Origin of the sequence: Methylocystis parvus, from assembly GCF_049675845.1 — a bacterium.
Classification (GTDB): Bacteria; Pseudomonadota; Alphaproteobacteria; order Rhizobiales; family Beijerinckiaceae; genus Methylocystis; species Methylocystis parvus_A.
Genome location: NZ_CP187161.1, coordinates 2,584,592 through 2,604,406, shown reverse-complemented (window position 1 = coordinate 2,604,406; position 19,815 = coordinate 2,584,592). Strand labels below are relative to the sequence as shown.

24 protein-coding genes and 2 pseudogenes are annotated in these 19,815 nt (G+C 64.2%); 21 read left to right on the top strand and 5 right to left on the bottom strand.

Going from position 1 to position 19,815, the window contains the following annotated elements; translation table 11 throughout:
* The first annotated feature begins 157 nt into the window (after positions 1-157).
* From ACPFMJ_RS13535 to ACPFMJ_RS13475, 13 genes and pseudogenes are all read left to right on the top strand, one after another.
* The gene (locus tag ACPFMJ_RS13535) at positions 158-547 is read left to right on the top strand and encodes an ArsR/SmtB family transcription factor (protein ID WP_424360510.1); all 390 of its coding nucleotides are present in this window, start codon (positions 158-160) and stop codon (positions 545-547) included.
* Positions 544-744 carry a YgaP family membrane protein gene (locus ACPFMJ_RS13530; protein WP_424360509.1) on the top strand — a complete coding sequence of 67 codons (201 nt, stop codon included), beginning with the start codon at positions 544-546 and terminating at the stop codon, positions 742-744. The genes ACPFMJ_RS13535 and ACPFMJ_RS13530 overlap by 4 nt, the downstream gene beginning before the upstream one ends.
* A gap of 14 nt (positions 745-758) precedes the next feature.
* Positions 759-1,427 (top strand): Crp/Fnr family transcriptional regulator, encoded by a 669-nt coding sequence (locus tag ACPFMJ_RS13525; RefSeq protein WP_424360508.1) that lies wholly within the window; start codon positions 759-761, stop codon positions 1,425-1,427.
* Between the two features lie 85 nt (positions 1,428-1,512).
* On the top strand, positions 1,513-2,796 hold the full coding sequence (locus ACPFMJ_RS13520) for an NAD(P)/FAD-dependent oxidoreductase (RefSeq protein WP_424360507.1): 1,284 nt from the start codon (positions 1,513-1,515) through the stop codon (positions 2,794-2,796).
* Between the two features lie 63 nt (positions 2,797-2,859).
* Complete coding sequence (gene cydP, locus ACPFMJ_RS13515; protein WP_424360506.1) at positions 2,860-3,021, top strand: cytochrome oxidase putative small subunit CydP; 162 nt, start codon at positions 2,860-2,862, stop codon at positions 3,019-3,021.
* A 76-nt stretch (positions 3,022-3,097) separates the two neighbouring features.
* The gene (locus ACPFMJ_RS13510) at positions 3,098-4,675 is read left to right on the top strand and encodes a cytochrome ubiquinol oxidase subunit I (RefSeq protein ID WP_424360505.1); all 1,578 of its coding nucleotides are present in this window, start codon (positions 3,098-3,100) and stop codon (positions 4,673-4,675) included.
* Positions 4,676-4,685: 10 nt separating this feature from the next.
* On the top strand, positions 4,686-5,822 hold the full coding sequence (gene cydB, locus ACPFMJ_RS13505; RefSeq protein WP_424360504.1) for a cytochrome d ubiquinol oxidase subunit II: 1,137 nt from the start codon (positions 4,686-4,688) through the stop codon (positions 5,820-5,822).
* A gap of 15 nt (positions 5,823-5,837) precedes the next feature.
* Positions 5,838-5,933: pseudogene (gene cydX / locus ACPFMJ_RS13500) on the top strand (cytochrome bd-I oxidase subunit CydX); the annotation flags it as partial.
* 171 nt (positions 5,934-6,104) lie between these two features.
* Positions 6,105-6,290, top strand: a complete 186-nt coding sequence (locus ACPFMJ_RS13495) for a YgaP family membrane protein (RefSeq protein ID WP_424360503.1) — start codon at positions 6,105-6,107, stop codon at positions 6,288-6,290.
* Positions 6,291-6,321: 31 nt separating this feature from the next.
* Positions 6,322-7,902 carry a sulfite exporter TauE/SafE family protein gene (locus tag ACPFMJ_RS13490; RefSeq protein ID WP_424360502.1) on the top strand — a complete coding sequence of 527 codons (1,581 nt, stop codon included), beginning with the start codon at positions 6,322-6,324 and terminating at the stop codon, positions 7,900-7,902.
* Positions 7,903-7,970: 68 nt separating this feature from the next.
* A complete protein-coding gene (locus ACPFMJ_RS13485; protein ID WP_424360501.1) occupies positions 7,971-8,483 on the top strand; it encodes a hypothetical protein in 513 nt (170 codons plus the stop codon).
* Positions 8,484-8,671: 188 nt separating this feature from the next.
* Positions 8,672-9,454: an exodeoxyribonuclease III gene (xth, locus tag ACPFMJ_RS13480; protein WP_424360500.1), complete on the top strand. Its 783-nt coding sequence runs from the start codon at positions 8,672-8,674 to the stop codon at positions 9,452-9,454.
* Positions 9,455-9,643: 189 nt separating this feature from the next.
* Positions 9,644-9,946: a hypothetical protein gene (locus tag ACPFMJ_RS13475; protein ID WP_424360499.1), complete on the top strand. Its 303-nt coding sequence runs from the start codon at positions 9,644-9,646 to the stop codon at positions 9,944-9,946.
* Between the two features lie 13 nt (positions 9,947-9,959).
* Here the strand turns inward: ACPFMJ_RS13475 and ACPFMJ_RS13470 are convergent, their stop codons facing one another.
* A complete protein-coding gene (locus ACPFMJ_RS13470) occupies positions 9,960-10,760 on the bottom strand; it encodes a sulfite exporter TauE/SafE family protein (protein WP_424360498.1) in 801 nt (266 codons plus the stop codon).
* A gap of 124 nt (positions 10,761-10,884) precedes the next feature.
* On the opposite strand from ACPFMJ_RS13470, the gene ACPFMJ_RS13465 reads away from it, so the two are divergent.
* Positions 10,885-11,769: an MBL fold metallo-hydrolase gene (locus ACPFMJ_RS13465; protein ID WP_424360497.1), complete on the top strand. Its 885-nt coding sequence runs from the start codon at positions 10,885-10,887 to the stop codon at positions 11,767-11,769.
* Positions 11,770-11,775: 6 nt separating this feature from the next.
* On the opposite strand, the gene ACPFMJ_RS13460 is transcribed toward ACPFMJ_RS13465, so the two are convergent.
* On the bottom strand, positions 11,776-12,666 hold the full coding sequence (locus ACPFMJ_RS13460) for a tetratricopeptide repeat protein (RefSeq protein ID WP_424360496.1): 891 nt from the start codon (positions 12,664-12,666) through the stop codon (positions 11,776-11,778).
* A 464-nt stretch (positions 12,667-13,130) separates the two neighbouring features.
* On the opposite strand from ACPFMJ_RS13460, the gene ACPFMJ_RS13455 reads away from it, so the two are divergent.
* Complete coding sequence (locus ACPFMJ_RS13455; RefSeq protein ID WP_424360495.1) at positions 13,131-13,499, top strand: c-type cytochrome; 369 nt, start codon at positions 13,131-13,133, stop codon at positions 13,497-13,499.
* A 23-nt stretch (positions 13,500-13,522) separates the two neighbouring features.
* Here ACPFMJ_RS13455 and ACPFMJ_RS13450 read toward each other — a convergent pair whose 3' ends face one another.
* The gene (locus ACPFMJ_RS13450; protein ID WP_424360494.1) at positions 13,523-13,855 is read right to left on the bottom strand and encodes a Rieske 2Fe-2S domain-containing protein; all 333 of its coding nucleotides are present in this window, start codon (positions 13,853-13,855) and stop codon (positions 13,523-13,525) included.
* Positions 13,856-13,951: 96 nt separating this feature from the next.
* Between ACPFMJ_RS13450 and queE the strand changes: the two genes are divergently transcribed.
* The 3 genes from queE (at position 13,952) to ACPFMJ_RS13435 (ending at position 16,172) form a co-directional block, all read left to right on the top strand.
* Complete coding sequence (queE, locus tag ACPFMJ_RS13445) at positions 13,952-14,584, top strand: 7-carboxy-7-deazaguanine synthase (protein ID WP_424360493.1); 633 nt, start codon at positions 13,952-13,954, stop codon at positions 14,582-14,584.
* Between the two features lie 116 nt (positions 14,585-14,700).
* Entirely contained in the window at positions 14,701-15,075 is a 375-nt protein-coding gene (locus ACPFMJ_RS13440) for a 6-pyruvoyl trahydropterin synthase family protein (RefSeq protein ID WP_424360492.1), read from the top strand.
* Between the two features lie 59 nt (positions 15,076-15,134).
* Entirely contained in the window at positions 15,135-16,172 is a 1,038-nt protein-coding gene (locus ACPFMJ_RS13435; protein WP_424360491.1) for a CoA-transferase, read from the top strand.
* Here ACPFMJ_RS13435 and ACPFMJ_RS13430 read toward each other — a convergent pair.
* Entirely contained in the window at positions 16,148-16,345 is a 198-nt protein-coding gene (locus ACPFMJ_RS13430) for a hypothetical protein (protein WP_424360490.1), read from the bottom strand. The two genes, ACPFMJ_RS13435 and ACPFMJ_RS13430, sit on opposite strands and share 25 nt — an antisense overlap.
* Positions 16,346-16,452: 107 nt before the next feature.
* Between ACPFMJ_RS13430 and ACPFMJ_RS13425 the strand changes: the two genes are divergently transcribed.
* From ACPFMJ_RS13425 to ACPFMJ_RS13415, 3 genes and pseudogenes are all read left to right on the top strand, one after another.
* A complete protein-coding gene (locus ACPFMJ_RS13425; protein WP_424360489.1) occupies positions 16,453-17,169 on the top strand; it encodes a hypothetical protein in 717 nt (238 codons plus the stop codon).
* Positions 17,170-17,672: 503 nt separating this feature from the next.
* Complete coding sequence (locus ACPFMJ_RS13420; protein WP_424360488.1) at positions 17,673-18,683, top strand: ArsR/SmtB family transcription factor; 1,011 nt, start codon at positions 17,673-17,675, stop codon at positions 18,681-18,683.
* Positions 18,683-19,416: pseudogene (locus tag ACPFMJ_RS13415) on the top strand (methylenetetrahydrofolate reductase); the annotation flags it as partial. The gene ACPFMJ_RS13420 and the pseudogene ACPFMJ_RS13415, both read left to right, overlap by 1 nt.
* An 82-nt stretch (positions 19,417-19,498) precedes the next feature.
* Here the strand turns inward: ACPFMJ_RS13415 and ACPFMJ_RS13410 are convergent.
* Positions 19,499-19,798: a hypothetical protein gene (locus ACPFMJ_RS13410; protein ID WP_424363938.1), complete on the bottom strand. Its 300-nt coding sequence runs from the start codon at positions 19,796-19,798 to the stop codon at positions 19,499-19,501.
* Positions 19,799-19,815: the final 17 nt, after the last annotated feature.

The window sequence follows — 19,815 nt, the reverse complement described above, 5'->3', positions numbered from 1 at the left end:
ATTTCCCTCCAATGAAGGCCCGCCTTCAGGCGGGCGCATTTAAATTCGTAATCTCTAATATAAAGCTCGCGCTTGGCTGCGGAATGCGACAAAACGAGCCAAGCGGCGCGCGGCGCCGCGCTTGACTTCTATATTCGTAAAACGTAATTTAGCGCGTATGAATATAAATCCGGTCGAACTTGCGCCAAAGGCGGAAGAGGCGGAGAGCTTCCTGAAGGCGCTCGCCAATCGGCACAGGCTGATGGTGCTGTGCGAACTGCACAAGGACGAACTGTCGGTCACGAAGCTGCAGGAGACGATCGGGCTGAGCCAGTCGTCCCTCTCGCAGCATCTTGCTCGACTGCGGGAGGACAAGCTCGTCAAGACGCGGCGCGAGTCGCAGACGATCTACTACTCGCTCGCCAATGAGAACGTCTCGCGGGTCATCGGCCTGCTTTACGAATTGTTCTGCGCCGAGGAGTGTGGAGCGCCCGCATCCGCCGACAAGAAGGCGGCCAAAAGCGCCAAGCCCGCGGGCGGGAGCCTGAGAAGGAAAAAAGCGTCATGAGCATCGATCGCATCGTCATGGCTTTCGCGGGAGCGATGATTCTGGTCAGCCTCACGCTGGCCCATTTCGTTTCGCCCTGGTGGATGCTGCTCGCCGGCTTCGTCGGCCTGAATCTGTTTCAGGCAGCCTTTACACGCATTTGCCCCTTGGCCATGATCCTGAAGCGCATGGGCGTGAAACCCGGCGCGGCCTTCTGACGGACTAAGCGCGCATGTCGTCGGACTGGATGGTTGACGTTCCCGTTCTTCATGGGCTCGATGAGCCCACGAAGGCGCTGTTGCGCGAAGCGGCGATCCGCAAACAGATCCCGCGCGGCGCCGTTTTGTTTCGGCCCGGCGATCGATGCGTGCATTTTCCGCTCATCGTGGCGGGCACCGTCCGCGTACAGCGCGTGACGGAATCGGGGCGCGAGATCGTGCTCTATCGCGTCTCGACCAACGAGACCTGCATTCTGACCACGGCCTCGCTTCTGTCGGACGACGCCTATTCGGCGGAGGGCATCGCCGAGACGGACGTCACCGCCTATATCGTTCCGGCCGAGCGTTTCGCCAATCTGATGAGCGTTTCGGCGGGCTTCCGCGCGCTCGTCTTCGACGGCTACAGCCGCCGCATCGCGACCTTGATGTCGCGCATCGAGGAGATCGTCTGCACGCGCATCAATGTGCGCCTCGCCGAGCGCCTCCTCGCCTTGCGCGGCGACGACAATCGCATTTCCGTCACGCAGCAGGCGCTCGCCGCCGATCTTGGCACGGCGCGCGAAGTCGTCGGCCGCACGCTCAAATCCTTCGAGCGTTCGGGCTGGGTGAAATTGTCGCGGGGCGGCGCGGAAATCACTGACGCCACCGCCTTGCGCGCGCTTTGCGACGCGGAGCGTGACTAAGTCGCTTTTGCGCTCTTTCTAATTTAGATATTACGAATATAACGAAGCGTCGCGGCGAGGGCCGCACCTCCGGGAGGGTACCCAAATGGCTCACGTAGTGATTCTCGGCGCCGGCATTGGCGGCGTCGCCGCGGCGATCGAAGTGCGAGACGAACTCAGCAAGAAACAGCATCAGGTGACGGTGATTTCGGACATCCCGAACTTCCAGTTCACGCCGTCCAATCCCTGGCTCGCGGTCAACTGGCGCAAGCCCGAGGAGCTGAAGGTTCCGCTCGCGCCGGTCTTCAAGAAGAAGGGCATCGGCTTCACGGACGCCGGCGCGAAGCGCGTGCATCCCGCCGAGAACCGCGTCGAGCTGAACAATGGCGAGAGCATTTCCTACGACTATCTCGTCATCGCCACCGGCCCCAAGCTCGCCTTCCAGGAAATTCCCGGCCTCGGCCCGCATGGCGGCCACACCCATTCGATCTGCACGCTTCAGCACGCCGAGATCGCCTCGAAGGCGTGGGATGATTTCTGCAAGGATCCCGGCCCGATCGTCATCGGCGCGGCGCCGGCGGTCTCCTGCTTCGGCCCGGCTTATGAATTCGCCATGATCGTCGCGACGGATCTGCGCCGCCGCGGCATCCGCCACAAGGTGCCGATGACCTTCGTGACCTCCGAGCCCTATATTGGCCATCTCGGCCTCGGCGGCGTCGGCGACACCAAGGGCTTGCTCGAATCCGCCTTCCGCGACCGCGACATCAAGTGGATCACCAACGCCAAGACGACCGCGATCGAACCCGGCGTCGTCAAATGCGACGAGCTCAACGAGGACGGCTCGGTGAAGAAGTCGCATGAGGTCCCGTTCAAATACGCGATGATGATGCCGGCCTTTACGGGCATCGACGCGCTGATGGGGATCGAGGGCCTCGTCAATCCGCGCGGCTTCGTCATCATCGACAAGAACCAGCGCAATCCGACCTACAAGAACATTTTCAGCGTCGGCGTCTGCGTCGCCATCCCGCCGGCCGAGCCGACCCCCGTCGCAACCGGCATGCCGAAGACCGGCTACATGATCGAATCCATGGTGACGGCTGCGGCGCACAACATCGCCGCTGTGATCGCGGGGAAGGAGCCCAAGGAGGAGGGCACCTGGAACGCGGTCTGCCTCGCCGATTTTGGCGACAAGGGCGTCGCCTTCGTGGCCCAGCCGCAAATCCCGCCGCGCAACGTCAACTGGTCGAGCCAGGGCCGCTGGGTGCACTGGGCGAAGGTCGCCTATGAGAAATACTTCCTGCGCAAGGTCCGCCTGGGGCAGAGCGAGCCGGTCTATGAGCGATACATCATGAAGCTTCTCGGCGTCGAGCGCTTGCGTCGCGTTCTCTGATCGTGGAAGCTCGGCGCGGCGTCGGTCGCGCCGGGCGGCGACCGGAAGAAGGATTTTTGAAAAATGACGCGCGGCGGACTTCGCCGGGAACTGACCTTGGCCATCGTCTTCAAGATCGTGGCGATCTTCTTGCTGTACCTCTTCTTCTTCAGTCCGTCACACCGTTCCCATGTAACGCCGGCAGACATGGCCGCGGCGCTCACGCAGGGCGCACCGCCCCGTTAGAATGAAGAGGCTGGAGCAAATCCTCGAAAAGTTTCGACGACTTTTCGAGGATTTGCTCGAAAGCAGGAAAGCCGCAATGTTCGATCTCGACGTCGTCACGCTCTCGCGCCTGCAATTCGCGCTGACGGCCCTCTACCACTTCCTCTTCGTGCCGCTCACCCTCGGCCTCGCGCTCCTCCTCGCCATCATGGAGAGCGTCTATGTGATGACGGGCCGGGAGGTCTGGCGCGACGCGGTTAAATTCTGGGGAACGCTGTTCGGCATCAATTTCGTGATGGGCGTCGCGACCGGCGTCACCATGGAGTTCCAGTTCGGCACCAACTGGGCCTATTATTCCCATTATGTCGGCGACGTCTTCGGCGCGCCGCTCGCCATTGAAGGGTTGATGGCCTTCTTCCTGGAGGCGACGTTCGTCGGTCTCTTCTTCTTCGGATGGAAGCGGCTTACCAAGGTCCAGCACCTCATCGTCACCTGGCTCGTCGCGCTCGGCTCCAATTTCTCGGCCCTCTGGATTCTCATCGCCAACGCCTGGATGTCCAATCCGGTCGGCGCCGCCTTCAATCCGCAGACCATGCGCATGGAGCTGACCTCCTTCATGGAGGTGATGTTCAATCCCGTGGCGCAGTCGAAATTCGTTCATACGGTCAGCGCCGGCTATGTGACGGGCGCCATGTTCGTCATGTCCATCGGCGCCTATTACATGCTGCGCCAGAAACATACTGAAATCGCGCGCCGCTCGCTCACCGTCGCCGCGAGCTTCGGCCTCGCCTCGGCGCTCTCGGTCGTGGTGCTCGGCGACGAGAGCGGCTATACGACCGGCGAAAGCCAGAAGATGAAGATCGCCGCGATCGAGGCGATGTGGGAGACCGAGCCGGCGCCCGCTTCCTTCACCCTGTTCGGCCTGCCCGACCTCGAAAGCGAGAAGACGAGATACGCGGTCGAAATCCCTTACGTCCTCGGCCTCATCGCGACGCGCTCGCTCGACAAGGAAGTGGAAGGCATCAAGCCGCTCGTGGAGCGCAATGAGGGCCGCATCCGCAACGGCCTGCCGGCCTATAAATGGATCGCGGAACAGGGCGGGCGTCCCAACGCCTCGGTGCCGCCGCAGCTCGAAAATTCGATGCGCGACGTCGGCTATGCTTTGCTCCTCAAGCGCATCCGGCCGGACATCGAGAACGCCACGCCGGAAGAGATCCGGCAGGCGGCGCATTCGACCATTCCGGACGTGCCGGTTCTCTTCTGGTCGTTCCGCATCATGGTGGCGCTGGGCTTCTATTTCATCGCGCTCTTCGGCGCCGCCTTCTATCTCTCCAGCCGCCGCCGATGCGGGAAGCCCTGGTTCCTGAAACTCGTCATGTTCAGCCTGCCGCTGCCCTGGATCGCGGCGGAGCTCGGCTGGATCGTCGCCGAATATGGCCGCCAGCCCTGGATCATCGACGGCGTCATGCCGACCTTCCTCGGCGTCTCGAGCGTCCCGGCGTCGAATGTCGCGGCGAGCCTCGCGGCCTTCGTCCTCTTCTATACGGCGCTCGCCGTCGTCGATGTGACGCTGCTCGCGAAATATATCCGCAAGGGGCCGCATGGCGAACATGAGCCGGGCCCTCAGGCCGGCGCGCTGCCCGAGGCGCAGCCCGCTTACGACGCCGCGAAATAGGGGGCCGCGCATGTTCGACTATATGACCCTGCGCTTCATCTGGTGGGCGATCCTCGGGCTGCTGCTCGTCGGCTTCGCGGTCTTCGACGGCTTCGATCTCGGCGTCGCCATGCTGCATCCATTCGTCGCGAAAAAGGACGTCGAGCGACGCGTGCTGATCAACGCCATCGGGCCGGTCTGGGAAGGCAATCAGGTTTGGTTCATCCTCGGCGGCGGCGCGGCCTTCGCCGCCTGGCCGCCGCTCTACGCCGCCTCGTTCTCCGGCTTCTATCTGGCCATGCTGCTGGTGCTGCTCGGCCTCATCTTGCGGCCGGTCGCCATCACCTTTCGCGGCAAGCGCGAGGAGCCGCGCTGGCGCGAGACCTGGGACTGGCTGTTCTTCATCTCGGGGGCCGCGCCGTCGCTCCTCTTCGGCGTCGCCTTCGGCAATCTCTTTCTCGGCGTGCCCTACCATTTCGATTCCACGCTGCGGCTCGAATATGAAGGCGGCCTTCTCGGCCTGCTGCGGCCTTTCGCGCTGCTTTGCGGCCTTGTCAGCGTGACCATGCTGGTCATGCAGGGAGCGGCGTGGCTTTCGGGGAAAGCCGCTGGCGAGATCGCCGCGCGCGCGCGCCGCATCGGCGCCGTCGCCGCGCTCCTGCTCGTCATGTTGTTCCTTGGCGCGGGCCTCTGGATCGCGACGGGCATCGACGGCTATCGCATCGCGTCGCAGATCGACGCCTCCGGCCCGTCCAATCCCTTCGGCAAGGACGTCGTGGTCGGCGCCGGGGACTGGCTTCTCAATTATGCGCGGCAACCCCTCGTCGCACTGGCGCCGCTCGCCGCGCTGCTCGGCGCCCTCGGGGCCGCGATTCTGCTCGCCATCGGCTCGCGCTTCGCCATCCTGGCGTCGAGCGTCTCGGTCGCGGGCGTGGTGACGACGGGCGGCTTCAGCCTCTTCCCCTTCCTGATGCCCTCGTCATCGCATCCGAGCCAGAGCCTGACGGTCTGGGACGCCTCGTCGAGCCAGTCGACTCTCGGCCTCATGCTCGTCGCCGTCGTCTTCTTTCTCCCGATCATCCTCGCCTACACCTCATGGGTCTATTGGGTGCTGCGCGGACCCGTGACGGAGACGGCGATCGAGAAGGGCGAGGATCACTATTACTGACCGGAGAATGACCGCATGTGGTATTTTTCCTGGATCCTGGGCCTCGGCCTCGCCTGCGCCTTCGGCATTCTCAACGCCATGTGGCTCGAGCTCGACGTCGAAGACGAAAAGGACGCCGAGCGGGCCAAAAGCGCCATTCGCAAGAAGAGCGCGCTCAGCGCGCTCTTCGGGGCGCCCGAGCCCGCGCGCGACGAAGCGCCGCGGGAGGAGTGAGACTTGGTCGCTGATGCGCGGCCCGCCGGCGGCTAGGGTTGGTCGACTCTTTCGTTGGGGAGATCGAAGATGGAAGCGAATATCGGCAAGACCGACAAAATGATCCGCATCGCCGCGGGGCTTATTCTCATCAGCCTCGCCTTTGTCGGGCCCAAGACGCCCTGGGGCTTCATCGGCCTCGTGCCGTTGGCGACGGCCTTCATCAACTTCTGTCCGGCCTACAAGCTGCTCGGCTTCAACACGCTCGGCAAGTAAGCGTGGATCGACGCCGCGGCGGGCGTAGGTCATGAGCAAGACGATAGCCTTTCGCGCCCTTGGCATGCATTGCCATGGGTGCGAGCATGTCATCGAGGCGAGCCTTCGAAAGCTCGCGGGCGTGGGGATCGTCCACGCCGACTATCCGACCGAAACCGTCACGGTCGAATATGATCCGGCGCGGCTACGCTTCGACGCTATCCGCGAGAGCGTCGAAGGGAATGGCTACAAAGTCGAAGAGGGCGAGCGACCTTCGCCCTCCTTCGCCCGGCGCCTCGCGCTGATCGCTGCGGCGCTCGCCGGCCTTGCGGCGCTCATTCTCATCGACACGCGCTGGATCAGCGCCGCCGGCGCGCCCGACATCGCCCAGCATATGAGCCTCTGGCTCATCTTCGTGCTGGGCCTCGTCACGGGCTTTCATTGCATCGGCATGTGTGGCGGCTTCGTCGTGAGCTATGTGGCGGCGGACGCCGAGGCGGGCCGCTCCGCTCTGCCCTCTCACCTCGCCTTCGGCGCCGGCAAGACGCTTTCCTATACGGTTATCGGCGCCCTCTTCGGCGCGGTCGGGGCCGTCATCGCCTTCACGCCCTTGCTGCGCGGCGCGGCCGGCATGGCGGCGGGGCTCTTCCTCATCGTCTTCGGGCTCAACATGCTGGGGCTGTTCGCGCCCCTGCGGCGGTTTCGACTGGGCCTGCCCGCGCCGCTGGAGCGCTGGGTCTATAAAGAGGCAAGCGGCCGCCATCGGCCTTTCGTCATTGGGCTGCTCAACGGGCTGATGATCGCCTGCGGTCCCTTGCAGGCGATGTATGTCATGGCGGCGGGGACGGGCAGCGCGGTCGAGGGCGCGAAAATGCTGATGGCCTTCGGTCTCGGGACGCTCCCCGTGATGCTCGCCTTCGGCGCCATCGCCTCCATGCTCTCCAGCGCGTTGACGCATCGTCTGCTGAAGGCGTCGGGCGTGATCGTCGTGGCGCTCGGCGCGGTGATGATCAATCGCGGGCTCATTCTCACGGGCTCGGGCTACGATCTCGGCTCGGCCGTCGCGCGGCTCCGGCAGGACGCCGCGCCCGCGCCCGCGACGCAGATCGCACAAGAGACGCAGACCATCGAGATGCAGGCGAACGCGCTCGGCTACGAGCCGTCGCGCTTCACGCTGATCAGGGGCGTTCCGGTCAGATGGGTGATCGACGCCACCGAAGTGACGGAGTGCAACAAGCGCATCGTCGTCCCTTCACTGCATCTCGAATTCGATCTGAAGCCGGGACTGCAGACGATCGAATTCACGCCGCAGCAGGCGGGCGTCATTCCCTGGAGCTGCTGGATGGGCATGATGCGCGGGCAGTTCGATGTGGTCGAGGCGGGCGTCGCGCCAAAGGAAGCGGTTCCGCCCGCGCCCGCGAAACAGGAGGCGGCGCCCGCATCGCCGCCGCCTGTCGCGGCGCAACCCGCAAAGCCTTCCACCTACACGGTGAGACGCGGCGACACGCTTCAGGGCATTGCAAGGAAGCTCTATGGCGACGCAAAGCGCATGCGTGACATCGAAGCCGCCAATCCGGGCCTGCGCAAGAGAAGGCTGAAGGCGGGACAAGTTCTCGACCTGCCGAAGCCGTGACGATTCGCCTTGGCGAAATGCATGCGCGCCTGCGCTAGGCTCGGCGCGTTCAATGGGGAGATCATCAGATGCGGAAGATTTTCGTGGCCATCGGCGCTTTCTCGCTCATCGGCGCCGCGGCGCTCGCGGAGGACCATCACGACCACATGCAGATGATGTCCAAGATGGCGAAGGATACGCGCATCGAGGTCGACCTGCCGGGGCCGATGAAGAACATGATGCTGACCAATATGCGCGGTCATCAGCAGGCCGTCGCCGAAATACTCGCCGCGCTCTCCAAGGGCGACGGGGCGGAAGCCGCCAAGATCGCCGAGACGCGGCTCGGCATGGGTTCGCCCGGCTCCGCCGCCTGCAAGCCCAACGCCAAATCGGGCGAACTCGGGGACATGCCGAAGATGATGGCGAGCCACATGCCCGACGAGATGCGCGCGCTCGGCATGGCCATGCATGCGCAGGCCACGAAATTCGCGGAGGAAGCGAGCAAGGTGAAGCAGGGCGGCGATCTGCGCCCCGCGCTTGCCGAACTCGGCCAGGTCGTGCAAGCCTGCAACGCCTGTCACGCGGCCTATCGGCTGGATTGAGTTCAAGGGGGCGTGCGTTTCCCTTATGGTGACGGAGCCGCTCGCGCTTCGAGACGCCTGCTTTGCAGGCTCCTCAGCATGAGGGGCTTTTTGCATCGCTCAGGCGCCAAGGCCTCATCCTGAGGAGCGAGCGCAGCTCGCGTCTCGAAGGACGAGGCCGCCTCGGGCGTTTTTCTCGGGGGTCACTTTTGCGCATCGCCACCTGGAACGTGAATTCGGTGCGGCAGCGGCTTTCGCCGCTGCTGTCGTTTTTGAAGGAAGCGAGCCCGGACGTTCTCTGCCTTCAGGAGCTCAAATGCGAGGAAGGGTCCTTCCCCCGCATGGAGGTGGAGGATGCGGGCTACAATGTCGTCCTGCATGGGCAGAAGACCTTCAACGGCGTCGCGATCCTCTCAAAATCGCCGATCGAGGAGTCGACCGTGGGCCTGCCCGGCTTCGACCATGAGGGCCAGTCCCGCTATATCGAGGCGGTGATCTCCGACGGGACGAACGGCGTTCTGCGCGTCGCCTCGATCTACTGCCCCAACGGCAATCCGCCCGACACGCCGAAATACGGCTACAAGCTTCGCTTCATGGAAGCGCTCACGCAGCACGCCAGGGCGCTTCTGAAGCTCGAGGAGGCGACCGTGCTCGCGGGCGACTACAACATCATCCCCGAGCCGCGCGACGTGCACGACCCCGCCGCCTGGGCGTCCGACGCGCTCTTTTTGCCCGAAAGCCGCGCCGCTTATCAGCGCCTCTTGAATCTCGGCTACACGGACGCGCTGCGCGCCGTCACGGACGACGCCGGGCTCTATACGTTCTGGGATTATCAGGCGGGGGCCTGGCAGAAGAACAAGGGCATCCGCATCGACCATCTGCTGCTCTCGCCACAGGCGGCGGACCGCCTCTCGCGCGTCGAGATCGTCAAGGACATGCGCGCGGGCGAGAAGCCCTCTGACCATGTGCCGGTCGCGGTGGAGTTGGCATAGAAGCGCGCGGCGAGTGCATTCAATTTTTGAAAGCGTCTTACGATGTCTCGTGCCGACGAGTTCCGAACGTTCATTTCGAACTTCAAAAAAATCTCAAGAGAGGTAACCCTGGACAATCTGGAATTGGTTGAGAGCTTCTTGGGATTCCGAGCCAGGAAACGCGTGGTTTTTATCCGTAATGGCTAAGGATTGCGCGCCGTCATCCATATAAATTATTTTTCGGATGTTGACTGGATCAACGGAGCGAGCTGCTTCCTCAGTGATAAAGAAGAGAAAATAACTTTATCCATGACCGTTTATTTCAACGAAGCTTCTGCTGACTGGCTGACATGCGCGGCTGATTGGGTTGAACAGGCGGAGAAACAGGATAAGATACTGAAAGACGCATCGTGGCCAGACGGTGAAATACGCGTTCATGCCGGGATGGTTTTTTACTGTGCCTTCAAACGATCTTTCGTCCCTCCGCGCATCCCTTTTCCTGTCGAATTGTAGCGCGCGTGCGGGATCAAGCCGCGCCTAGGGCCAACGAAGCTACAGCCCGCCAGATCACATACAACCCCGTGACCGCCACGATCCCCGCAAAAACCACCGCCAGCGCCCCGCGCTCCGCCGAGAGGCGCCGGCTGGTCGCGGCGCCGATAAGCCCGCCAATGACGCCGCCGCCGAGAATGGTCGCGGCGAGCGGCCAATCCACGAGGCCCGAGAAGGCGTAATTCGCCGCCGTCGTCACGCCGAAGGCGGAGACCGAGACGAGCGACGAGCCGATGGCGTTGACGATCGGCAGGTCGGCAGCGAGCATCAGCCCCGGCACGATGAGAAAGCCGCCGCCGATTCCAAAGAAGCCCGACAGCGCGCCGGTCGTCAGGCCCGTCGCGGCGAGGCGCGGGAAGTTTTCGCGGTTGAGCCGGACCTGGGGATAGCCCTCGCCGCTGCGGCTCCTGAACATCAGCGCGCCGATGACGAGCATCAGCAGGCCGAAAAGCGCGAGGAGCTTCTCGCCGTTCATCGCCTTGCCGAGCGTGGAGCCGCCATAGGCGCCGAGCACGCCGAACAGGGCGAAGACAGAGGCGCAGCGCCATTTGATCGTGCGCGCGCGGGCGTGATTGGCGAGGTTGAAAAGCGCATTGGCTGCGACAGCGACGGCGCTCGTCCCAATGGCGACATGCGGCTCAGGCACGCCGACGAAATAGACGAGAAGCGGCACCGCCAGCACCGAGCCGCCGCCGCCGATCAGCCCGAGCGAAAATCCGACCATGACGCCGGAGAGCGTTCCGGCGGCGAGTTTCATCACGAGAGGCGTGAACATCGGCTCTCCGCGCCAGATAATTGGGAGGCGCCCGGATTTTCGGGCGGCACTACATTAGATATTGCTTATTTAGTCATATCTCATATATGTCGCTTCGGACAAGAGCGCGGCGAGGAGAAAAGCGATGTCTCAACCGAACATCCGGGGCTTTTTCGACGAAGCCACCTTCACCATCACCTATCTCGTCTCCGACCCGGCGACGAAGAAGGCGGCGATCATCGATCCCGTTCTCGATTACGATCCGGGCGGCGGCGTCGCCGACTCGCGGTCCATCGACGAGGTGCTCACGGTGGCGCGCGACGAAGGGCTGACGGTCGAATGGGTGCTGGAGACGCACGCTCACGCCGACCATCTCTCCGCCGCCCCTCGCGTGAAGGCGGCGACCGGCGCCAGGATCGGCATTGGCGAACATATCACGAAGGTGCAAGAGATCTTCCGGCCCGTCTTCCTCGCGGACGATCTTGCGCCGGAGGGCCGCGACTTCGACCGGCTGTTCAAAGACGGGGAGCGCTTTCCGCTCGGCGAATTGGAGGTTGAAGTCCTCTATACGCCCGGCCACACGCCCGCCTGCGTCTCCTACAGGATCGGCGACAATGTCTTTGTCGGCGACACCCTCTTCATGCCGGATTACGGCACGGCTCGAACCGATTTTCCCGGCGGCGACGCCCGCGCGCTCTACCGTTCGATTCGCCGGCTGCTCGCCTTGCCGCCGCAGACGCGGCTCTTCATGTGCCACGACTACAAGGCGCCCGGTCGCGACTTCTATCTCTGGGAGACGACTGTCGCCGAGGAGCGGGAGAAGAACGTCCAGATTAGCGACGGCGTATCGGAAGACGAATTCGTCGCCTCGCGAGAAGGCCGCGACAAGGCGCTCGCCGCGCCGCGCCTGCTCCTGCCCTCGATACAGGTGAATATCCGCGCGGGCCGCTTTCCGCCGCCGGGGCCGGACGGCGTGCGCCGTCTCCTCTCGCCCGTGAAATTCAAGGGCGCCGCCGAACCTGCGGATTAAGCGGCGTCAGTTGCGTTCGCGCAGATAGTCTTCAAGCAGCGCCACCGCGGCCTTGCGGTCGCCCTCGCTCGCGGAGGCGAGCGCCTTGGCGTGGCTGTCGATGATCCATTGCTCATTGGCGCCACCACCGGCGACGGCGTCGCGGGCGAGCGTGAGATACATCAGGCCGCGCGGCTTCTGGGTCGCGCCGCCGGCCTGGCCGTCGAACATCAAGCGGCCGAGCACGGCCTGCGCCTGCGGATGGCCCTTGCGCGCGGCGAGCTCCAGCCAGTTGACGCCCTGTCGCATGTCCTTCTTCACGCCCTGGCCGTCGAGATACATGCGCGCAAGGTAATATTGCGCGTCGGCGTTGCGGAAATAGGTGGCCGCATAGCGAAAGAGGTCGAAGGCGCGGTCGAGATCCGGATCGATCTTCGCCGAGGCGAGGCCGTCGCGCATGTAAAGTCCGACCGCGACGAAAGCGTTCGCCGCCATGGACCGCTCGCGCGGATCGGGCTCCTCCTCCGCGAAATGGTCGACGATCTTCGAGAAATAGTCATAGGCTTTGGCGTCGTCGCGGACGACGCCGTCGCCGTCGGCGTACATGCGGCCGAGTTTCCATTGCGCCAGCGGCTCGCCGCCGTCGGCGGCGTAGCGCAGGGCGGCCACGGAGGTCGCGGCGTCGCCGGCGTGATAGCTTTCAAGCCCGGCGCGCAGGGCCGCGCGCGGATTCTTGAACATGGGAAGCGGCGTCGTCTCCGGCGCGCGGGCCGTCGGCGCGTCGAGGGCCGGGGCGGGCTCGACGAAGGCGGTCACGAACATGACGCAGCTCGCCAGAAGCAGGCCAGCCGGCAGCCCCGCTCGCCCGGCTTTTTGCGATGCGGCGGAGAACACGTCGTTTTGCGCAGTTCCGACCATAATCGATCCGACTTCCTCGACCCGATGCGCCGTGACCGCCGGCGCATTACGCGACTAGAGAACGGGCCTTGCCGACACCCCTGCAGGAGGAAGAAATAGGAGAGCGCGCCCTCGGGACTAGCCGCCGCCTCGGGTGTCTTCCCGCATCCAGGATGAGCAAGTGACAAGAGGACCTTATCCCAGCTTTCGTGGCTGAAAAGAGGCTTCTGAGCGCCGTTCGGGCGCCTTAACCCTAATCTTCGGGACTGTTGCAACAAGGGCACAACCACTGTTGCAAAATTACACCATCGCTTCCCGGTCAGGATGCGCTCGACGCGTCGCGAAGCGTTTGTAGCGGCGCCGTTAACCGCATAAATGCCGCAGCGCGATCACCCCTCCCGCGAATTCTCATCCGGGATGAGTTGTGCTTACATCGCTTTCGGCGCGAGGGGACGAATCGCAGCTGAAAACCTAAGGAAAAACGCATGGCCTCAACTTCACGCCTTTTCGCGCTCGCCGGCCTCGCCGCTGCGCTCTTTGCGGCGCCCGCGAACGCCGGGGACGCGAAAAAGGGCGCCGTCATCGCCAAGCGCTGGTGCGCGAGTTGCCACGTCGTCGCCAAGGACCAGACGACGGCCGTCGCAGACGCCCCTTCCTTCTTCGACATCGCCCAGCGCCGCACCGACAAGAAGCAGATCTCCAACTTCCTCGTCGATCCGCATCCGCCCATGCCGGACATGCATCTTTCCCGCAGGGAGATCGACGACATCACCACTTATATCCGCAGCCTCGATCCGCGCCCGCAGCAATCGGAGCCCGACGGCAAGGACGAGGAACAGCCCAAGAAGGGATAGGCCGGCGACGGGGCGGGCGCGTCTCAGGCGGGGCGCGTCCGGGCCGGCCCGAGATCGACCTGGATCTCATCGCCCTCGATGCGCAGCGGGTAGGGGTGGAGCGCGTTGCGGACCGCGTGCGTCACGCATTTTCCGCTCCCGCAGTCGAAGCCCCACTGGTGGTGCGGGCAGGTGACCGTCTTCCCGTTGAAGGTCGCCTCTGTCAGTGGCATATCCGCATGCGGGCAGCGTCCGCGATAGGCCTTGAGCGCGCCGCCCTCCGGCCAGACGAGCAGCACGCTTTTCTTGCCGGCCTGAAAGAGGCCCATGCCCCCTTCGCTCACGGCGTCGGTTCGGCAGATGGAAGTGTAGGCCATCGCGGTCGCCCTCTGGATAAGTCTCGCGGGCCCGCTCGCAAGTTGCAGACCAGCGCCTGCGCGGCGCGCGAACACAACGAACGGACCCCCGGCCTCATGGCCTATTCTGTCAAGGAAGCCTTCAAGACCCTTCAGGGCGAGGGGCGGCATATGGGCCGCGTCGCGGTCTTCTGCCGTTTCGCCGGCTGCAATCTCTGGAGCGGGCGCGAAGCGGACCGCCCCGGCGCGCAATGCCGCTTTTGCGACACGGATTTTGTCGGGACGGACGGCGAGGGGGGCGGGAAATTCGCGACGGCCGAGGCGCTCGCCGCCCATCTCGCGACGCTTTGGGGCGAGGACCGGGAGGGCCGCTTCGCGGTGCTGACCGGCGGCGAGCCGATGCTTCAAATCGACGCGGCGCTGGTCGCTGCGCTCCATGCGCAAGGTTTCGAGATCGCGGTGGAGACCAACGGAACCCTGCCCGCGACGCCGGGGCTCGACTGGATCTGCGTCTCCCCCAAGGCCGGAACGCCGCTCGCCCAGACGCGCGGCGACGAGTTGAAGCTCGTCTATCCGCAGAACGGGGCCGACCCGACCCTATATGAGGCGCTCGACTACGCGCATTTCCTGCTTCAGCCCATGGACGGGCCGGAAATTCTGCGCAATACGAGGGCCGCGATCGATTACTGCCTCGAGCATCCCCGCTGGCGGCTGTCGATCCAGACCCACAAGATCATCGGGGTGAAATAGGACGCTTCCCGATCGGAAGGGAACTGCGGCGTTGGCTTGGGAGCGAAGCGGCGCCGAGCTGATGCGAGGGGTCCGCCGACCGCGATGCGCGCGGGCGGCGGGAAAGGACGAAGGAAGTGGCGACGTTCGAGGTTTACCGCGAGTTCTATTTCGAGGCGGCGCACGCCCTCTACGACCCCGAGGCGAAGGATGGCGGCAAATACCGCAATCTGCACGGGCACTCTTTTCGCGTGCGCGTGACGCTGCGCGGCGAGCGCCATCCGGAGGAGCAGTGGGTGATCGACCTCGGCAAGCTCGGCCGTCGCCTCGCGGAATTGCGCGACAAACTCGACCATTCCTTCCTCAACGATCTGGAAGGGCTCGGAAAGCCGACGCTGGAAAATCTCTGCCTCTATATCTGGCGCGATCTCGCGCCGACGCTCACGGGGCTCGCCGAGGTGGGCATATTCCGTGACAGCTGCTTCGAGGGCTGCGTCTATCGCGGCGACTGACGCCGCGCCCGGAAGGCTGGGTTCACCCTCGGCTTTCCTATCGCCCTATTCGAAATTTCATGCGGCATCGTCGCTATTGCGCAAACAGGCCGCGGTCTCTACGCTCGCTGCACGCCGCGCTGGAGAAGCGCTTCCTCGAGACGCAGCATCCGCGCGACCTCACCCTGATCATGACCGCCGGCGCCGGCGACTCCAAGGGTCTCGGCACGGGCCGCTTTCATCACGAAGGCCTGCTGAAGCGCGTCATCGCCGCCAATTTCGGGCGCATGCCCAAGGTCGCCCAGGCCGCGCAGGAGAACAAGATCCTCGGCTACAACCTGCCGCAGGGCGTCATCTCGCAGCTCTACCGCGCCTGCGCCTCGGGCCAGCCCGGCCTCTTCTCGAAGGTGGGCCTCTATACGTACGTCGATCCGCGCTTTGGCGGCGGCAAGGTCAACGACGACGACCGAGGACATCGTCAAGTACCACAACATCCAGGGCGAGGAGTGGCTCTTCTATATCGCCACCAAGATCGACGTCGCCTTCATCCGCGGCACGAGCGCCGATCCGTCGGCAATATCAGCATGGAGAAGGAGGCGCTGACGCTCGACGTGCTCGCCCAGGCCATGGCCGCGCACAACAATGGCGGTATCGTCATCGCGCAGGTCGAGCGCATCGTCGAGCAGGGCTCGATCAAACCGAAGGACGTCAAGGTTCCGGGCATTCTCGTCGATTGCGTCGTCGTCGCCGACCAGCCCGAAATGCACCGCATGAACTACGGCGTGATGTACGATCCGGGTCTCGCGGGCGAAGTGCGCGTGACGGTCGACAGCCTGCCGACGATGCCGCTCGACGAGCGCAAGATCATCGCCCGTCGCGCCATCTTTCGAACTGCCGCCGAACGGCGTCGTCAATCTCGGCGTCGGCGCGCCGGATGGCATCGCGCCGTCGCCAATGAAGAAAAGGTGACGCCCTACATCGTCCTGACGACGGAAGCCGGCGCGATTGGCGGCGTGCTCGCCTCGGGGATCGAGCTTCGGCTCATCGCGACCAACGCCGACAGCATCATTCAGCAGAACCAGCAGTTCGACTTCTATGACGGCGGCGGCTCGACATGACCTGCCTCGGCATGGCGGAATGCGATCGACAGGGCAACGTCAACACCAGCAAATTCGGCGGCCGCCTCAACGGCTGCGGCGGCTTCATCAATATCAGCCAGAATGCGCGCCTCGTCGTCTTCGCCGGCACCTTCACCAATGGCGGCCTGCAACATCGCGATCGAGGACGGCAAGGTCAACATCCTGCAGGAAGGCCGCGAACAAGAAGTTCCTCAACTCCGTCGAGCAGACGACCTTCTCGGGCAAGTTCGCGCAAAAGCGCAAGCAGCCGGTCATCTACGTGACCGAGCGCTGCGTCTTCCAGCTCAAGGAGAACGGCCTGGAGCTGATCGAGGTCGCGCCCGGCATCGACATCGACAAGCACATCCTGCCCTTCATGGACTTCAAGCCGATCATCAACGAGCCGGTCCTGATGGACAAGCGCATCTTCATCGACGAGCCCATGGGCCTGATGAACGATCTGCTCAATCTCAATCTCGATCAGCGCATCAGCTACGATGCGGGCCGCAACATCCTGTTCCTCAATCTCGAGGGCTGGCATGCGCGCACCAAGAAGGACATCGACGAGATGCGCAAGGCGCTCGTCACGGCCTGCGAAAAGGTCGGCAAGCGCGTGAACTCGGTCGTCAATCACGACGGCGCTCATATTAATGAGGCGCTCTATGATGATTACGCCGAGATGATCGAGTTCCTGAGCCAGCGTTACTATCTGACGACGACGCGCTACGCGACATCGGCCTTCGCCCGCATGAAGATGAAGGAAGCCATGGCCAAACGCGGCCTGCAGCCCCACGTCTTCGAGCGCCGCGAAGCGGCCGAGACCTTCCTGCAGGTCGTCGTTGAGATTTCGACGACCGCCTTTGGGCGGTCGTCTTTTTTTGTCCCGCACTCGCCGCTGCGACAAGTTGGACGTGGCGTCGCGCCCAGTCGCTCCATATTCGGGTGTGCGAAGCGCGCGCGCTCGTCGAACAGGCGGGAGGCTGCGCCACAAAAATGAAAGGCCCCGTCGCCTGATGCGCACGGGGCCCACTATTGCTTCTCTCCAGGAGAAGCGCTCTGGGATGGTCCAGTCTGAGGAAGGTAGCCCGCTGCTTGGCCTTCGCGGCGGGCAGACCTTGGTCTATGAGGCTCTATGGAGGGTTCGGGTTGATCAGGCAGCGCTGAGCCTGACTTCCCGATTTGACCGGAACGAAACGCCGGTCAAACGATCTGACCCGGTGGCGTCATGCTCCTCTCGCAACTTCGTTGCTTCGGCTCCGCCGGCGGCAGGGGTCTCCACCGGCGCATCCTGTATCGCCTTCGCGTCGAGGTCCCGCCCGAGCGACACCGTCTCTTTGTTGCCTGAGACGGTTGCGATGTTTCAAAAGGTTGCGCTCGTTTTTTGATTCCGTCAAGCGGCAAGTTTCAGCATGACGCCGCGGAGCGCGCGCGGGGATTTGGCGCTTGCCTCCTCGCCAATCAACGCATATAGATATCTTTATATCTCGCGTGAGAGGCCGAATGACCGCCCCAAATCCCCTCAGGCTCGAGCCGGCGCTGGCGGCGCTCAACGCCGCCGGCGAGGAGACGCGCCTGCGGCTCCTCGCGCTGCTCGCCCAATCCGAACTGACCGTCAGCGAGGTCGTCACCATCCTCGGCCAGTCCCAGCCGCGCGTCTCCCGCCATCTGAAGCTGCTGGTCGAAGCCGGCCTGGTCGAGCGTCGGCGCGAAGGCGCCTGGGCCTTTTTCCGCCTCGCGCCCGCCGGCCCGGCAAGCGCACTTGCGCGCGACATCGCCAACTGGCTCGACCCCGACGATCCCGTGCTCGCCGAGGATAAGGCGCGATTGGCCGAAGTGCGCCATGCGCGCGCCGAGAACGCTGCGCGCTACTTCGCCGCCCATGCGGCCGAGTGGGACGACATCCGTTCCCTGCATGTGCCCGAGACGCTCGTCGAAGACGCGATGCGCGAGGCCGTCGGCCCGGCGCCCGTGCGCACTTTCCTCGATCTCGGCGCCGGCGCGGGGCGAATGCTGGAGCTCTTCGCGCCGCAGGCCGAGCGCGCCATTGGCGTCGATCTCTCGCCCCCCATGCTCGCGGCCGCGCGCGGCCGTCTCGAAGAAACCGGCCTGCGCAACGTGCAGCTTCGCCAGGGCGACATTTACGCGCTGCCGATCGAACGCAATTCCGTCGATCTCGCGATCATGCATCAGGTGCTGCATTATCTCGACGATCCTGCCCGCGCCATTCGAGACGCCGCCCGCGTCCTCGCGCCGGGCGGACGGCTGCTCGTCGTCGATTTCGCCCCCCATCACGAAGAAGCGCTGCGCGACAAGCACGCCCATCGGCGCCTCGGCTTTTCCGAGCAGGAAATTACGGGCCTCCTCGCGCAGGCGGGATTGGAGACGATCCTTCATCGCGAACTCGCGCCCAACGCCAGAGAGGGCGCCAAGCTCACCGTCTCGCTGTGGCTCGCGCGCGATCCGCGCATCATCGCCGACCCCATTCCCGCTTCCTCATACGAGGCCGCCTGATGTTCAACGCGTTGCATCCCACCGCTTCCGGCAAGCGGTTCAACATCTCTTATGAATTCTTTCCGCCGAAGACGCCGGAGATGGAGACGCAGCTCTGGGCAGCGGTGAAGCGTCTCGAACCGCTGCATCCGCATTTCGTCTCGTGACCTATGGCGCGGGCGGCTCAACGCGCGAGCGCACCCATGCCATCGTCGCGCGCATCGCGCGCGAGACGGAGATGAAGCCCGCCGCGCATCTCACCTGCGTCTCCGCCTCTCAGGACGAGACGAACGAAATCCTGCGCAACTACTGGGCGGCGGGCGTTCGCCACATCGTCGCCTTGCGCGGCGACCCTCCGGGCGGCGTCGGCACGCCCTTCATGCCGAACCCGCTCGGCTATCCATCGTCGACCCATCTCGTGCGCGGCATCAAAGCGCATCGCCGATTTCGAGATTTCGGTCGTCGACCTATCCCGAGGGGCATCCCGAAAGCCGGTCGATCGAGCAGGACCTCGACGCGCTGAAGGCGAAGATCGACGCTGGGCGCGACGCGCGCCATCACGCAGTTCTTCTTCGACAACGACATCTATTTCCGCTTCCTCGACAAGGCGCGCGCGCGGGGAATTTCGATTCCGATCGTGCCGGGGATCATGCCGATCCGCAATTTCAAGCAGGTCGCGGGCTTCGCCAAAAAGGCCGGCGCGAGCGTCCCGCGCTGGCTCGCCGAGCGTTTCGACGGCCTCGATGACGATCCCGAAACGCGCGCCCTGGTCGCCGCGGCGACGGTCGTCGAGCAGGTGATGGACCTCGTCGCGCCGGCGTCAACGAATTCCATTTCTACACCAACAACCGCGCCGACTCGTTTTCGCCATCTGCCATCTCCTCGGCGTTCGTCCCGTTCGCGAGAAACGCCAACGCGGCATGACCTTCGACAAGCAATGGACGAACATTCTCGTTGGGGCGCTCGAAGAAGCGCGCGAGCGAACGCATCCTTATCTCGACGGCGCCATGGGCACGATGATCCAGCGCCACAAGTTCGAGCGAAACCGATTTCGCGGCGAGCGCTTCAGGATCATTCGCCAAGGATCTCAAGGGCAACAACGACCTCCTGATCTTCACGCAGCCGGAGGCGATCAAGGAGATCCACAAGCAAT